This is a genomic window from Pantoea sp. EEL5 (assembly GCF_049892805.1).
Lineage (GTDB): Bacteria > Pseudomonadota > Gammaproteobacteria > Enterobacterales > Enterobacteriaceae > Pantoea > Pantoea ananatis.
The window spans coordinates 1-14404 of sequence record NZ_JBNDNJ010000002.1 but is presented as its reverse complement, the minus strand read 5'-3'; the positions used below and the strand labels follow the sequence as shown (position 1 = coordinate 14404).

General features: G+C 52.1%; 14 protein-coding genes, 1 tRNA gene and 3 rRNA genes. 14 read left to right on the top strand and 4 right to left on the bottom strand.

Annotation, left to right across the window (positions count from 1 at the left end; genetic code table 11):
* Positions 1 to 41: 41 nt before the first annotated feature.
* From msrP to ACPXSQ_RS11535, 14 genes are all read left to right on the top strand, one after another.
* Entirely contained in the window at positions 42 to 1046 is a 1005-nt protein-coding gene (msrP, locus tag ACPXSQ_RS11600) for a protein-methionine-sulfoxide reductase catalytic subunit MsrP (RefSeq protein ID WP_014604885.1), read from the top strand.
* Positions 1047 to 1649 (top strand): protein-methionine-sulfoxide reductase heme-binding subunit MsrQ, encoded by a 603-nt coding sequence (gene msrQ / locus ACPXSQ_RS11595; protein WP_013027434.1) that lies wholly within the window; start codon positions 1047 to 1049, stop codon positions 1647 to 1649. It begins immediately after the preceding gene.
* 221 nt (positions 1650 to 1870) lie between these two features.
* Positions 1871 to 2323 carry a type II 3-dehydroquinate dehydratase gene (aroQ, locus tag ACPXSQ_RS11590; RefSeq protein ID WP_024472015.1) on the top strand — a complete coding sequence of 151 codons (453 nt, stop codon included), beginning with the start codon at positions 1871 to 1873 and terminating at the stop codon, positions 2321 to 2323.
* A gap of 25 nt (positions 2324 to 2348) precedes the next feature.
* Positions 2349 to 2813 carry an acetyl-CoA carboxylase biotin carboxyl carrier protein gene (gene accB / locus ACPXSQ_RS11585; protein ID WP_013027436.1) on the top strand — a complete coding sequence of 155 codons (465 nt, stop codon included), beginning with the start codon at positions 2349 to 2351 and terminating at the stop codon, positions 2811 to 2813.
* Between the two features lie 11 nt (positions 2814 to 2824).
* The gene (gene accC, locus ACPXSQ_RS11580; protein WP_013027437.1) at positions 2825 to 4174 is read left to right on the top strand and encodes an acetyl-CoA carboxylase biotin carboxylase subunit; all 1350 of its coding nucleotides are present in this window, start codon (positions 2825 to 2827) and stop codon (positions 4172 to 4174) included.
* A 72-nt stretch (positions 4175 to 4246) separates the two neighbouring features.
* Positions 4247 to 4489, top strand: a complete 243-nt coding sequence (locus ACPXSQ_RS11575) for a YhdT family protein (RefSeq protein WP_014594741.1) — start codon at positions 4247 to 4249, stop codon at positions 4487 to 4489.
* Positions 4479 to 5924, top strand: coding sequence for a sodium/pantothenate symporter (gene panF / locus ACPXSQ_RS11570; RefSeq protein WP_022622401.1), 1446 nt, complete (start codon positions 4479 to 4481; stop codon positions 5922 to 5924). The genes ACPXSQ_RS11575 and panF overlap by 11 nt, the downstream gene beginning before the upstream one ends.
* A 15-nt stretch (positions 5925 to 5939) precedes the next feature.
* A complete protein-coding gene (gene prmA, locus ACPXSQ_RS11565; protein ID WP_014604882.1) occupies positions 5940 to 6824 on the top strand; it encodes a 50S ribosomal protein L11 methyltransferase in 885 nt (294 codons plus the stop codon).
* A 411-nt stretch (positions 6825 to 7235) separates the two neighbouring features.
* Entirely contained in the window at positions 7236 to 8201 is a 966-nt protein-coding gene (dusB, locus tag ACPXSQ_RS11560) for a tRNA dihydrouridine synthase DusB (protein ID WP_014604881.1), read from the top strand.
* 23 nt (positions 8202 to 8224) lie between these two features.
* Positions 8225 to 8521 (top strand): DNA-binding transcriptional regulator Fis, encoded by a 297-nt coding sequence (gene fis / locus ACPXSQ_RS11555; RefSeq protein WP_003855228.1) that lies wholly within the window; start codon positions 8225 to 8227, stop codon positions 8519 to 8521.
* A gap of 544 nt (positions 8522 to 9065) precedes the next feature.
* On the top strand, positions 9066 to 10091 hold the full coding sequence (locus ACPXSQ_RS11550) for an amino acid ABC transporter substrate-binding protein (protein WP_014604880.1): 1026 nt from the start codon (positions 9066 to 9068) through the stop codon (positions 10089 to 10091).
* A gap of 70 nt (positions 10092 to 10161) precedes the next feature.
* Entirely contained in the window at positions 10162 to 11340 is a 1179-nt protein-coding gene (locus ACPXSQ_RS11545) for an amino acid ABC transporter permease (protein ID WP_014594745.1), read from the top strand.
* A 15-nt stretch (positions 11341 to 11355) separates the two neighbouring features.
* Entirely contained in the window at positions 11356 to 12456 is a 1101-nt protein-coding gene (locus ACPXSQ_RS11540; protein WP_014594746.1) for an amino acid ABC transporter permease, read from the top strand.
* 7 nt (positions 12457 to 12463) lie between these two features.
* Positions 12464 to 13222: an amino acid ABC transporter ATP-binding protein gene (locus tag ACPXSQ_RS11535; RefSeq protein WP_013027445.1), complete on the top strand. Its 759-nt coding sequence runs from the start codon at positions 12464 to 12466 to the stop codon at positions 13220 to 13222.
* 351 nt (positions 13223 to 13573) lie between these two features.
* On the opposite strand, the gene rrf (ACPXSQ_RS11530) is transcribed toward ACPXSQ_RS11535, so the two are convergent.
* The 4 genes from rrf (ACPXSQ_RS11530) to ACPXSQ_RS11515 form a co-directional block, all read right to left on the bottom strand.
* Positions 13574 to 13689 (bottom strand): 5S ribosomal RNA (gene rrf / locus ACPXSQ_RS11530).
* A 37-nt stretch (positions 13690 to 13726) separates the two neighbouring features.
* Positions 13727 to 13802: transfer RNA gene (locus ACPXSQ_RS11525), tRNA-Thr, on the bottom strand.
* A gap of 189 nt (positions 13803 to 13991) precedes the next feature.
* A 5S ribosomal RNA gene (gene rrf / locus ACPXSQ_RS11520) occupies positions 13992 to 14107 on the bottom strand.
* A gap of 208 nt (positions 14108 to 14315) precedes the next feature.
* A 23S ribosomal RNA gene (locus tag ACPXSQ_RS11515) occupies positions 14316 to 14404 on the bottom strand; the annotation flags it as partial.

The window sequence follows — 14404 nt, the reverse complement described above, 5'->3', positions numbered from 1 at the left end:
GTCATCATGCTGATGATGAAAATCGAGCCGGAGAAGAGACGATGACGCTGAAAAAACGCCTGACTGAAGCTGATGTAACGCCAGAAAACATCTTTAATATGAATCGTCGTCGCGTGCTTCAGACCCTGGGTCTGGGCGCTGCCGCTATCAGCATTCCCGGCATGGCCAACGCCGATATTCTGAGTTGGTTTAAAGGCAATGACCGCCCACCCGCGCCCGCAGGCCGCCCTCTGGACTTTACCAAACCTGCACAATACCAGGCTAACCTGCCGTTGACGCCTGCAGACAAGGTTTCGGGCTATAACAATTTCTATGAGTTTGGCCTTGATAAAGCCGATCCGGCCGCCAATGCGGGGACGCTAAAGACCGATCCCTGGAAGCTGACGATTGAAGGCGAAGTGGCAAAGCCCATCACATTAGATATGGATGATATCTTCAAACGCTTTGCCATGGAGCAGCGTATCTATCGGATGCGATGCGTTGAAGCCTGGTCGATGGTGGTGCCCTGGATAGGTTTCGAACTCAATAAACTCCTGAAGCTGGCAGAACCCACCAGCAAAGCGCGTTTTGTCGCTTTCCAGACGCTTTATGCTCCCGATCAGATGCCTGGTCAAAAAGATCGCTTTATCGGCGGCGGGCTAAATTACCCTTATGTAGAAGGTTTACGTCTGGATGAAGCCATGCATCCCCTCACGATTCTGACGACAGGCGTTTACGGTAAAGCGCTGCCCCCGCAGAATGGTGCCCCGATTCGCCTGACGGTCCCGTGGAAATATGGCTTCAAGGGCATCAAGTCCATTGTGAAAATCACGCTGACGCATGATCAGCCACCGACGACCTGGAACCAGATTGCCGATAACGAGTACGGCTTCTATGCCAACGTTAATCCGCATGTTAATCATCCACGCTGGTCGCAGGCGACCGAGCGTTTTATTGGTCCGGGCAGCAGCTTTAATGTGGATCGTCAGCCAACATTACTCTTCAACGGTTATGCCGATCAGGTCGCGTCGCTGTATCGCGGTATGGATTTGCGGGAGAATTATTGAGTGCGCCTGACAATAAAGCAGATCGGCTGGCTTAAAGTCCTGCTACATCTGGCGGCTTTCTTACCGCTGGTTTACTTGATTATGGCCGCTATGCAGGGCGGTCTTAGCGCCGATCCCGCCAAAGATATCCAGCATTTTACCGGCCGTATGGCGCTGAAACTGCTACTGGCGACGCTGCTTGTCTCGCCGTTAACGCGCATCGCCAAACAGCCTTTACTCATTCGCACCCGACGGCTGCTGGGGATCTGGACTTTTTTCTGGGCCAGCCTGCATTTAACCAGCTACTACCTGCTGGAACTGGGCATTAACAACCTTGGTCTGCTCGGTAGCGAACTGATTTCACGCCCCTATCTCACGCTGGGAATTATTTGCTGGTTTATTCTGCTGGCGCTGGCGGTGACCTCTTTTCAACGCATGCAGCGAAAACTGGGCAGACGCTGGCAAACCTTGCACAACGCGATTTATCTGGTCGCGATTTTGGCCCCAATTCACTACATATGGTCGGTAAAAATCCTTTCTCCCCAGCCTGTCATCTACGCGCTTTTCGCCCTGATCCTGTTAGCCTGGCGCTATAAAAAGTTCATTAAATGGTGGCCGCGTTAGCCCCTGCGCTTCTCCGAACGTCTGCGAAAAATGGGGTCCACAGGCCGCACACGATCAACTTCGCAGATAAGACCAGTATTTTGCTGCGAAATGCCACGAAACGGATATAATGCCCGGCTTTATTGCGATATGACGCTTCTTTTTTACTGTGACGGGTGACAAATGGAAAGCGGCAAGGTATTTTACGCGATGCCTCAATGATTGCGGGAGATGGCAGCAAGATGGCCGACAAATTACATATTCTGCTTTTGAACGGTCCCAACCTTAATCTGTTAGGGACGCGCGAGCCTGAAAAATACGGGGATGTCACCCTGGATCAGATCGTTTCCGATTTGAGCCATCAGGCAGACCAGCTGAATGTAAGATTAAGCCATATGCAATCCAATGCTGAATTTCAGCTTATTGATCGCATTCATGAGGCAAAAGGCAATGTGGATTATATCCTGATCAATCCTGCTGCGTTTACGCATACCAGCGTAGCATTACGTGATGCGCTGCTAGCGGTGAATATTCCCTTTATCGAAGTTCACCTGTCAAATGTGCACGGTCGCGAGCCTTTTCGCCATCACTCCTATTTTTCTGATGTCTCTGCTGGCGTCATTTGTGGGCTTGGCGCTGACGGTTACTCGTGGGCATTGCAAACGGCAGTAAAGCGCCTGTCTCATACTAATTAATCAAACTGAGTACGGAACCCCATTCATGGATATTCGTAAAATTAAAAAACTGATCGAACTGGTTGAAGAATCTGGCATTTCTGAGCTGGAAATCTCCGAAGGCGAAGAGTCTGTTCGCATCAGTCGCGCACCTGCAAATACCGGTTACCCAATGATGCAACAGGCTTATGCCGCGCCGGTTGCTCAACAGCCTGCTCTGGCGACAGCCGTTGCACCTGTTGCCGCCGTTGCAGAAGCCGCGCCTGCTGAGATCAGCGGCCACATCGTACGTTCACCAATGGTAGGGACCTTCTATCGCACACCAAGCCCGGATGCAAAAGCGTTCGTGGAAGTGGGTCAGAAAGTCAATGCAGGTGACACGCTGTGCATCGTTGAAGCCATGAAAATGATGAACCAGATTGAAGCGGATAAGTCTGGCGTTGTTAAAGCCATTCTGGTGGAAAGTGGTCAGCCGGTAGAATTTGACGAGCCACTTGTTGTCATCGAATAACGGGGCGAACCATGCTGGATAAAATTGTTATTGCTAACCGCGGTGAGATTGCGCTGCGCATTCTGCGTGCCTGTAAAGAACTGGGCATCAAGACTGTAGCGGTCCATTCAAGCGCGGATCGTGACCTGAAGCACGTGCTGCTGGCAGACGAAACGGTTTGCATCGGCCCGGCGCAGTCGGTCAAAAGTTACCTCAACATCCCGGCGCTGATTTCTGCCGCTGAGATCACCGGCGCGGTGGCGATTCACCCCGGCTACGGCTTCCTTTCTGAGAACGCCGATTTTGCTGAGCAGGTTGAGCGTTCTGGCTTTATCTTCGTCGGTCCGAAAGCCGATACCATTCGCCTGATGGGCGATAAAGTGTCCGCGATTACCGCGATGAAGAAAGCGGGCGTTCCTACCGTCCCCGGTTCCGATGGCTCGCTCACCGATGACATGGAAAAAAACCGTGCCTTCGCCAAGCGCATCGGCTATCCGGTTATTATCAAAGCCTCTGGCGGCGGCGGCGGTCGCGGCATGCGCGTTGTGCGTAGCGATAAAGATCTGGAACAATCCATCAACATGACGAAAGCGGAAGCCAAAGCGGCTTTCAACAACGACATGGTTTACATGGAAAAGTATCTGGAGAATCCACGCCATATCGAGATTCAGGTACTGGCCGACGGCCAGGGCAATGCCATTTATCTGGGCGAACGCGACTGTTCAATGCAGCGTCGTCACCAGAAGGTCGTGGAAGAAGCGCCAGCACCGGGGATCACGCCAGAATTGCGTTCCTTCATCGGTGAGCGTTGCACCCGAGCCTGTATTGATATTGGCTATCGCGGGGCAGGTACGTTTGAATTCCTGTATGAAAACGGCGAGTTCTATTTCATTGAAATGAACACCCGTATCCAGGTTGAGCATCCGGTTACCGAGATGATCACCGGCGTTGACCTGATTAAAGAGCAGCTGCGTATTGCTGCGGGTCAGCCGCTGTCAATCAAGCAGGAAGACGTGATTATTCGCGGTCATGCGGTCGAGTGCCGTATCAACGCGGAAGATCCGGTTAGCTTCCTGCCAAGCCCGGGCAAAATCACCCGCTTCCATGCGCCGGGTGGTTTTGGCGTGCGTTGGGAATCTCATATTTATGCCGGTTACAGCGTACCGCCTTATTATGACTCCATGATTGGCAAGTTAATCACCTACGGTGAAACCCGCGATATCGCCATTGCACGTATGAAAAATGCCCTGGCGGAGCTGATTATCGACGGTATCAAAACCAACATCGAACTGCAGATGAAAATCATGTCCGATGAGAACTTCCAGCAGGGTGGAACCAATATCCACTATCTGGAGAAAAAGCTTGGCCTGCACGAGAAGTAATCGCCACGCTGAGTCAGTCTGAGGCCGGATATTCCGGCCTTTTTCTTTTCCCGCTGGCGTTGAGGTCACACTATGGACGCGCGTTATTTACAGGCTCATAAAGAAGCTCGCTGGTCACTCTATCTGACGCTGGCCTGGTTAGCCGTCTGGGGCGGTTCTGCCTGGTTAGGGGGAAATGCCACTGGCCTGACCGGCTTACCTCGCTGGTTTGAGCTCTCCTGTCTTTTTGCCCCCCTACTGTTCATTTTTTTATGCTGGATGATGGTGCGTAAAATCTTCCGGAATATGTCGCTGGAGGATGAAAATGAATACTGAAATCATTCTTCCACTGCTGGCTTATCTGGCTGTTATCGCGGGCCTTTCCGTCTTTGCGATGCGAAAACAACGCCAGGGAAATTTCCTGACTGAGTATTTCCTGGGCAGCCGCTCAATGGGCGGATTTGTCCTGGCAATGACCATTACGACCACCTATATCAGTGCGAGCTCGTTTATCGGCGGGCCGGGTGCAGCCTATAAGTATGGCCTGGGCTGGGTGCTGCTGGCTATGGTACAGGTGCCTGCTGTCTGGCTGTCGTTAGGCGTGCTGGGTAAAAAGTTTGCCATTCTGGCGCGCAAGCACAACGCCGTGACCCTTAACGATATGCTCTATGCACGCTATGGCAGTACGCTGCTGGTCTGGTTAGCTAGCCTGAGCCTGCTGATTGCCTTCGTGGGCGCGATGGCCGTGCAGTTTATTGGTGGCGCGCGTCTGCTGGAAACCGCTGCCGGGATCCCTTACGACACCGGCCTGTTGATCTTTGGCGGTACAATAGCGCTTTATACGGCCTTCGGCGGCTTCCGCGCCAGTGTGCTGAATGATGCGATGCAGGGCGTGGTGATGCTGATAGGCACGTTTTTACTGCTGTTTGCCGTTATTCACCACGCTGGCGGTATTCACTCGGCCGTCGATAAACTGCACGCCATCGATCCCAAGCTGCTGTCGCCGGAGGGACCGGGCGATATTATTACGCCCACGTTCCTGAGCTCGTTTATCGTGCTGGTCTGCTTTGGCGTCATCGGCCTGCCGCACACCGCCGTTCGCTGTATCTCTTACAAGGACAGTAAAGCGGTACACCGGGCTATTGTGCTTGGCACCATTGTTGTTGTGCTCCTGATGCTGGGAATGCATCTGGCCGGGGCGCTCGGACGCGCGGTATTACCTGACCTGACCGTGCCGGACAGCGTTATCCCTACGCTGATGATCACCGTGCTACCACCACTGGCTGCCGGGCTGTTTTTAGCCGCGCCGATGGCGGCGATCATGTCCACTATCAATGCCCAGTTGCTGCAGGCCTCCGCTACGCTGGTGAAAGATCTCTACCTGCGCCTTGCACCGCAGCAAATCGATAATGAGCCGCGGTTGCGAATATTATCGGGAACGGTGACCTTTTTGCTGGGTGTCATACTGCTGTTTGTCGCCTGGCATCCGCCAGACATGATTATCTGGCTCAACCTGCTGGCTTTTGGTGGTCTGGAAGCCGTGTTCTTATGGCCGCTGGTGCTGGGTTTATATTGGGAGCGCGCTAACGCCGCCGGCGCTGTCAGCGGCATGGTGGTGGGCGGAGGATGTTATGCCGTTCTGGCAACCTTTGGTCTGCAACTATGGGGTTTTCATCCCATTGTGCCGTCATTAATGTTAAGTCTGCTGGCATTCCTGGTCGGCAACCTGTTTGGGCGCTTACCGCATGCGGTTGATGCACCACAACACTGAATTAAGAGAGACGTTATGCCTTGGATTCAAATCAAAATTAACAGTTCTGGCGCAAACGCGGAAGGACTGAGCGACGCGCTAATGGAAGTCGGTGCCGTGTCTGTGACCTTTCAGGACACAAACGATACGCCGGTATATGAACCTATGCCGGGTGAAACGCGTTTATGGGGTGATACCGACGTTATCGGATTGTTCGACGCTGAAAGCGACATGGATGGCGTGATTGCGGAACTGTCTCAACATCCGCTGCTCGGCGAGAATTTCCGTCACAAGATCGAGCAGATCGAAGACAAAGACTGGGAACGTGAATGGATGGAAAACTTCCATCCTATGCGGTTCGGTGAGCGTTTGTGGATCTGTCCAAGCTGGCGCGATGTACCCGACCCCGATGCCGTCAATGTGATGCTCGATCCCGGCCTGGCGTTCGGAACCGGCACGCACCCCACCACTTCGCTGTGCCTGACGTGGCTCGACGGCCTGGATCTCGCGGGTAAAACCGTGATCGATTTTGGCTGCGGTTCAGGGATCCTGGCAATTGCGGCGCTTAAACTTGGGGCGGCGCAGGCTATCGGTATTGATATCGATCCCCAGGCGATCCAGGCCAGCCGCGACAACGCCGAGCGCAATGGGGTGGCCGATCGTTTATCCCTGTATCTGCCGCATCAGCAGCCGGAAAACCTGCAGGCTGATGTCGTGGTCGCGAATATCCTGGCCGGGCCGCTCCGCGAGCTGGCACCGCTTATTGGTGTCCTGCCTAAATCTGGCGGGCATCTTGGTTTGTCAGGCGTACTGGAGAGCCAGGCTGAAAGCGTCTGTGAAGCTTACAGGACGCATTTTGCGCTCGATCCCGTTGCAGTCAAGGAAGAGTGGTGTCGTATTACAGGCGTTAAAACCGCTTAGCCTTTCAGGCATTGCAGCTACCAACAACAGCCCTGGCGGATCGGCAGGGCTGTTAAACATTCGTTACTGTCCGTTCAGTGTTTCACCCAGAGCCGCGATTGCAATCGGCTGAGGCTAAACCCTCCTGTGGCGCAGTCTTTGTGGTTGATAAAACCGCTGCTTGTATCGTTAATCACGGTATGTGACGTTTTTTATCTGGTGAATACCGAATCTTCGTCGGAAAAACCTTTGTTCACAAAATAAACACAAACACTTAATCTACTGATTTATCTTGTTATTTATCCTTATCAACAGGGTCAGTGCAGGATAAAAGCGGTTTTCTTGTGAATTGTTCAAAGTTTGGCCTTTCATCTTCATAAAAAAATGCGTAATATACGCCGCCTTGCAGACACAGTATGGCATTACGACTTCATGCGCATTGGAAACCTCCAGCTGAGAAATCGACTGATTGCAGCGCCGATGGCCGGTATTACCGACAGGCCTTTCAGAACGCTTTGTCACGAGATGGGTGCAGGAATGGCGGTTTCTGAGATGTTGTCATCGAACCCCGAAGTCTGGGCCAGTGACAAATCTCGTTTACGCATGGTGCACAGTGATGAACCCGGCATTCGTGCCGTCCAGATTGCAGGCTGTGATCCCAGTGAGATGGCCCAGGCTGCACGTATTAATGTTGATGCTGGTGCACAGGTTATTGATATTAATATGGGTTGCCCGGCGAAAAAGGTGAACCGCAAAATGGCGGGCTCCGCCTTACTGCAGTATCCCTCAGTAGTAGAGTCAATTCTCTCTGCCGTGGTAAATGCTGTTGATGTCCCGGTAACGCTGAAAATCCGTACCGGATGGGATCCAGAAAACAGAAACTGTGTCGCGATTGCCCAATTGGCTGAACGCTGTGGCATTCAGGCTTTGACGATACATGGCCGCACTCGTGCCTGCCTGTTCAACGGAGACGCTGAATACGACAGTATTCGGACAGTTAAGCAGAGTGTTTCTATTCCGATTATCGCGAATGGAGACATAACTGACCCGCATAAAGCCAGAGCAGTGCTCGACTACACCGGAGCCGATGCTCTGATGATAGGACGTGCTGCTCAGGGAAGACCGTGGATCTTCCGGGAAATCCAGCATTATCTGGACACTGGGGAGCTGCTTGCCCCGCTGCCACTGGCAGAGGTCAAGCGTTTGCTTGTTTCGCATATACGTGAGCTGCACGACTTTTACGGTTCAGGCAAGGGATACCGTATAGCGCGAAAGCACGTCTCCTGGTATCTCCAGGAACATGCCCCAAATGACCAGTTTCGGCGCACATTCAACGCCATTGAGGATGCCAGCGAACAGCTGGAGGCGTTGGAGGCATACTTCGAAAATCTTGCGTAACGAAATAAAGAGCTGAAAGAACTATGTTCGAACAACGCGTAAATTCTGACGTACTGACCGTTTCTACCGTTAACTCACAGGATCAGGTAACTCAAAAACCTTTGCGTGATTCGGTTAAACAGGCACTGAAGAACTATTTTGCTCAACTGAATGGTCAGGATGTTAGTGACCTGTATGAGCTGGTTTTGGCTGAAGTCGAGCAGCCTCTGTTGGACATGGTGATGCAGTATACCCGTGGCAACCAGACCCGTGCTGCCCTGATGATGGGTATCAACCGCGGTACGCTGCGTAAGAAACTGAAAAAATACGGCATGAACTGATTCAGGTTCAGGCCGTTAATCTCGCCAGCCTCAGGGCTGGCGTTTTTATTTGTGCCCTGACACACAAATTGTTTTAAAACTTGTGAAACAGTTGCGTCAAATATGGTAACTGTAGTTGCAGTCGCCAGCGTGATTTTTAACGGGCTGCCTTTTTCACATCGTCCTCATTTCCATCCCTGTTTTTTCCCGTTTCCAGCCTCTCAGCCCCGCTATAGCGGCCTTGTGTGAGCCTGCTTTACTTTTTTCGCAACGAGCACCCTGCTTGCAGTCAGCACATGCAACGCTGCTCACAATGTTGCTAAATAGTGAAACATTTTGCACTAAATGTGATCCCTACGACTCGAAATGCTTCCTTTTGGTGCGTCATATTAACGCAGCCTTCCAGATAATTCAGATTATTACCCGATCTTTCAGGTGACTTCAGGATTCTGCAAACCTGGCACTGGCTTTGCAAAGTCGTGGGGGGCCGTTCGCCACAGACAGGACGCACAATAAAGTGCGCAATACATAACAACACAACATGACATGCCACACAGGATGCTTTATGAAAAAGATGATGCTCTCTACTCTGGTTGCTGCGGCTTCTCTGCTTGCCGTTGCTCAGCAGGCCCATGCAGGCCCTACACTCGATGCGATTAAAAAGAAAGGCTTCATTCAGTGTGGGATCAGCGATGGCCTGCCGGGGTTCTCTTATGCGGATGCCAGCGGCAAATTTACCGGCCTTGATGTGGATATCTGTCGTGCTGCCGCGGCTGCCGTATTTGGCGACGCCACAAAAGTGAAGTACACCCCGCTGACGGCAAAAGAGCGTTTTACCGCGCTCCAGTCCGGCGAAGTCGATGTGCTTTCTCGCAACACCACCTGGACCTCATCACGTGACGGCGGCATGGGCTTCATGTTTACCGGCGTCAACTACTACGACGGCATTGGCTTCCTGACCCACAAGAAAGCGGGTCTGAAGAGCGCGAAAGAACTCGACGGTGCGACCGTCTGTATTCAGGCGGGCACCGATACCGAGCTGAACGTCGCTGACTTCTTCAAAGCCAACAAAATGCAGTACACGCCGGTCACTTTCGATCGCTCAGATGAATCCGCTAAGGCACTGGACAGCGGTCGTTGCGATACGCTGGCATCTGACCAGTCTCAGCTGTACGCCCTGCGCATTAAATTAGGTAAGCCAGACGACTTTATCGTCTTGCCTGAAGTGATTTCTAAAGAACCACTGGGGCCGCTTGTACGTCGCGGTGATGATGACTGGTTCACCATTGTTAAGTGGTCGCTTTTCGCCATGCTGAACGCCGAAGAGATGGGCATCAACTCCAAAAACGTTGATGAAATGACGGCTAAACCGGCAACACCTGATATGGCTCACCTGCTGGGCGCTGAAGGTGATTTCGGCAAAGACCTGAAGCTGGATAACAAATGGGCTTACAACATCATTAAACAAGTAGGTAACTATCAGGAAAGTTTTGATCGCAACGTCGGTAAAGACAGCCCGTTAAAAATCGCTCGTGGCCAGAATGCACTCTGGAATCAGGGCGGTATTCAGTACGCGCCACCGGTACGTTAATCGCGCCTCAACCCGTCGGGCACCGTTTTCTACGGTGCCCCAGCAAAGCTTTTGTTATTGAGGTTTAAAAATGTCACAACGCCCAACCGTGAAAAGGGATTTTTCGTTCGGTAATCCCACGGTTCGAGCCTGGCTTTACCAGATAGTTGCGATCATTATTGTAGTTGCTGTGGTGGGCTACCTTATCCACAACACCGTTATCAATCTCGCTAATCGCGGTATTACTTCCGGGTTTGGTTTTCTGGAGCGCAATGCGGGTTTCGGCATTGTTCAGCATCTTATTGACTACACTGAGGGTGACACCTACGCACGCGTCTTTCTGGTCGGGCTGACCAATACGTTACTGGTTTCGGCTCTCTGTATTGTTTTTGCATCTGTTCTGGGGTTTTTTATCGGCCTGGCACGCCTGTCAGATAACTGGTTACTGCGTAAAATCGCCAATATATATATTGAAACTTTCCGCAATATTCCCCCCTTACTCCAGATCTTCTTTTGGTATTTTGCGGTATTACGTAACCTGCCCGGCCCCCGTCAGGCGCTCAATGCTTTCGATCTGGCTTTCGTCAGCAACCGTGGCCTGTATGTGCCCTGGCCGACCTATGCACCGGGAAGCTGGCCATTTGTTTTTGCCCTCGTTTTGGCTGTTGTCGCGAGTTACGCCCTGTTCCGCTTCAACCGTCAGCATCAGCTTAAAACCGGTCAATTTCGTCGCACCTGGCCTGTCGCCATTTTGATGTTGTTACTCTTTCCCTTCATTGCACATCTGGGCTTTGGCGCAGCCATGCATTGGGACATTCCTGAGTTACGCGGCTTTAACTTTAGGGGCGGTTTCGTCATGATTCCTGAGCTGGCGGCACTGACGCTGGCGCTGTCGATTTATACCTCCTCGTTTATTGCGGAAGTCATTCGATCAGGTATTCAGGCTGTGCCCTATGGGCAGCATGAGGCGGCCCGCTCGCTGGGATTACCCAATCCGGTCACCTTGCGTCAGGTTATTATCCCTCAGGCGATGCGCGTGATCATTCCTCCCCTTACCAGCCAGTATCTGAATATTGTGAAGAACTCTTCTCTGGCTGCGGCAATTGGCTATCCCGATATGGTGTCGTTGTTTGCCGGAACGGTCCTGAATCAGACCGGCCAGGCCATCGAAACCATTGCTATCACCATGAGCGTCTATCTGATTATCAGCCTGCTGATTTCAATGTTGATGAACTTCTACAACCGCAAAATCGCGCTGGTTGAGCGTTAAGAGAACGGGATAACTATGTCTGTCACTACACACGAAACACCGCAGATAGCCTCATCACCGCTGAGCCGGGCCTGGCTGTGGGCGCGCAAAAATCTGTTTTCAGGGTGGTTTAATACCTTTCTGACGCTGCTTTGCATCTGGCTTATCTGGCATGTGATTCCACCTGCTCTGAACTGGCTGATCTTCGATGCAAACTGGTTTGGCACAACACGCGCAGACTGTACGAAAGAGGGGGCATGTTGGGTCTTTATTCATGCCCGCTTTGGCCAGTTTATGTATGGGCTTTATCCACATGAACTGCGCTGGCGCATCAACCTGGCGCTGGTCATTGGGCTGGCATCCATTGTGCCGATGTTTATTAAACGGCTGCCTTACCGTGGACGCTACATTGCCGCATGGGCAGTATGCTATCCCCTTGTTGTCTGGTTTCTGTTGTATGGCGGTTTCTTAGGGCTGGACCGGGTGGAAACCCGTCAATGGGGTGGGCTTACGCTGACGCTGATCATTGCATCCGTTGGTATCGCTGGCGCCTTACCGCTGGGGATTTTACTGGCGCTGGGACGACGCTCCCGGATGCCGGTGGTGCGAACGCTGTCAGTGATTTTCATTGAGTTCTGGCGCGGCGTGCCGCTGATAACCGTTCTGTTTATGTCTTCGGTCATGTTGCCGTTGTTTATGGCAGAAGGAACGACCATCGACAAACTGGTGCGTGCACTGGTTGGCGTGATCTTGTTCCAGTCGGCTTATGTGGCAGAGGTGGTACGTGGTGGACTGCAAGCCTTGCCTAAGGGGCAGTATGAAGCTGCTGAATCGCTGGCTCTGGGATACTGGAAGACGCAAATGCTGGTCATCCTTCCGCAGGCCTTAAAGCTGACTATTCCAGGATTGGTGAATACCATTATCGCGTTATTCAAAGATACCAGCCTGGTCATCATTATTGGTTTATTCGATCTGTTTAGTAGCGTGCAGCAGGCTACCGTCGATCCCGCCTGGCTAGGCATGTCTACTGAAGGCTATGTCTTTGCCGCGCTGGTCTACTGGATTTTCTGTTTTAGCATGTCGCGTTACAGCCAGTATCTGGAAAAACGTTTTCACACCGGGCGCAAATCGCACTGAGGTTTCTATGACACAAATAATAACTGATTCAACCAATGCGATGATTTCGCTTGAAAATGTGAACAAGTGGTACGGGCAATTCCATGTGCTGAAAGATATTAATCTTCAGGTTAAACCCCAGGAACGTATCGTCTTGTGTGGTCCATCAGGTTCAGGCAAATCCACCACAATTCGCTGCATCAACCATCTTGAAGAACACCAGAAGGGCCGTATTGTGGTTGATGGTATTCATTTGAATGATGATGTGCGCAACATTGAGCGGGTCCGTACCGAGGTCGGTATGGTGTTTCAACATTTTAACCTTTTCCCTCATCTTACCGTTTTGCAGAACTGCACGCTGGCGCCCATGTGGGTGCGTAAAATTGCCAAAAAGGAAGCCGAAGAGCTTGCTATGCACTACCTCAAGCGTGTTCGTATTGAGGAACATGCGCATAAGTTTCCCGGCCAGCTTTCTGGGGGACAGCAGCAGCGCGTAGCTATCGCACGTTCGCTATGCATGAAGCCTAAAATCATGCTGTTTGATGAGCCGACCTCTGCTCTGGATCCAGAGATGGTGAAGGAAGTGCTCGATACGATGATTGGACTGGCCGAAGATGGTATGACAATGCTTTGTGTGACGCACGAAATGGGCTTTGCCCGTACGGTAGCCGACAGAGTGATCTTTATGGATCGCGGTGAGATCGTGGAAGTCGCTCCTCCGCAGGAGTTTTTTGCTAATCCTCGGTCAGAGCGTACCCGCGCTTTCCTGTCCCAGGTTATCCACTAACCCCTCTTATCTCTCCCGCATCTTCGTCTACGACGGAGGTGCGGTTTCCCCCGATGACGCTCAGCATAATATTCTTCTGCTACGCGAATAATCGCACTGCGTTAACTGTGGTTGCACAACGCCTCAGCTGCCAGCGTTGCTTATAATCGCGTTTCATTACGCTAACAACCCTGTTTGAGCTCAGTTGCCCGGTTTTTAGCCGGCGTTTTATTCATATGGAAAGGAGCATTCGAAAGTTTTCAGTGCCCAAAGGGGGCCTTCCGCGCGCCATAATCGGCTCAGTATTGGCTTTTTACCGCGTTGCAGACGTAAAAAAGCCCCGCACTTTCGTACGGGGCTTTTCTGTTTGATGCCTGGCAGTTCCCTACTCTCGCATGGGGAGACCCCACACTACCATCGGCGCTACGGCGTTTCACTTCTGAGTTCGGCATGGGGTCAGGTGGGACCACCGCGCTACAGCCGCCAGGCAAATTCTTTATTTGCCGAACTCTAGCCATATATAACTGGTGCTGATACCCAGAGTCGAACTGGGGACCTCACCCTTACCAAGGGTGCGCTCTACCAACTGAGCCATATCAGCACGCAACAGGTACTCCCGGCACTGTTATGCTGATGCTCGGGTCTTTCAATTTGATGCCTGGCAGTTTATGAATCACGCTGTGATTCACCCTTCGGGCCGCTGCTTCGCAGCGTTCAAAAGCGTTCGCTTTTGTCCTACTCTACTGAGTAGTGAACTGCCCGAGGTTACGTGCAGGTCCTTCAATTTGATGCCTGGCAGTTCCCTACTCTCGCATGGGGAGACCCCACACTACCATCGGCGCTACGGCGTTTCACTTCTGAGTTCGGCATGGGGTCAGGTGGGACCACCGCGCTACAGCCGCCAGGCAAATTCTTTGTGCCGAAACGAATCTTTTACATCGTGACCGCGTTGCCATCGCTCAGCCACACCGGTCACATACTTCAGTATGCTCCCGCTGATGTCTTCGCGCTGCGCCCTGTCACGCCGCAAAATCTTTCGTTTCCGCAGATTCTTTATCCGGTAAACAATGCTGAAAATTCAATCGTCTCTCTACCAAAACGCCTCTGGCGTTGTAAGGTTAAGCCTCACGGGTCATTAGTACCGGTAAGCTCAACGCATCGCTGCGCTTACACACCCGGCCTATCAACGTCGTCGTCTTCAAC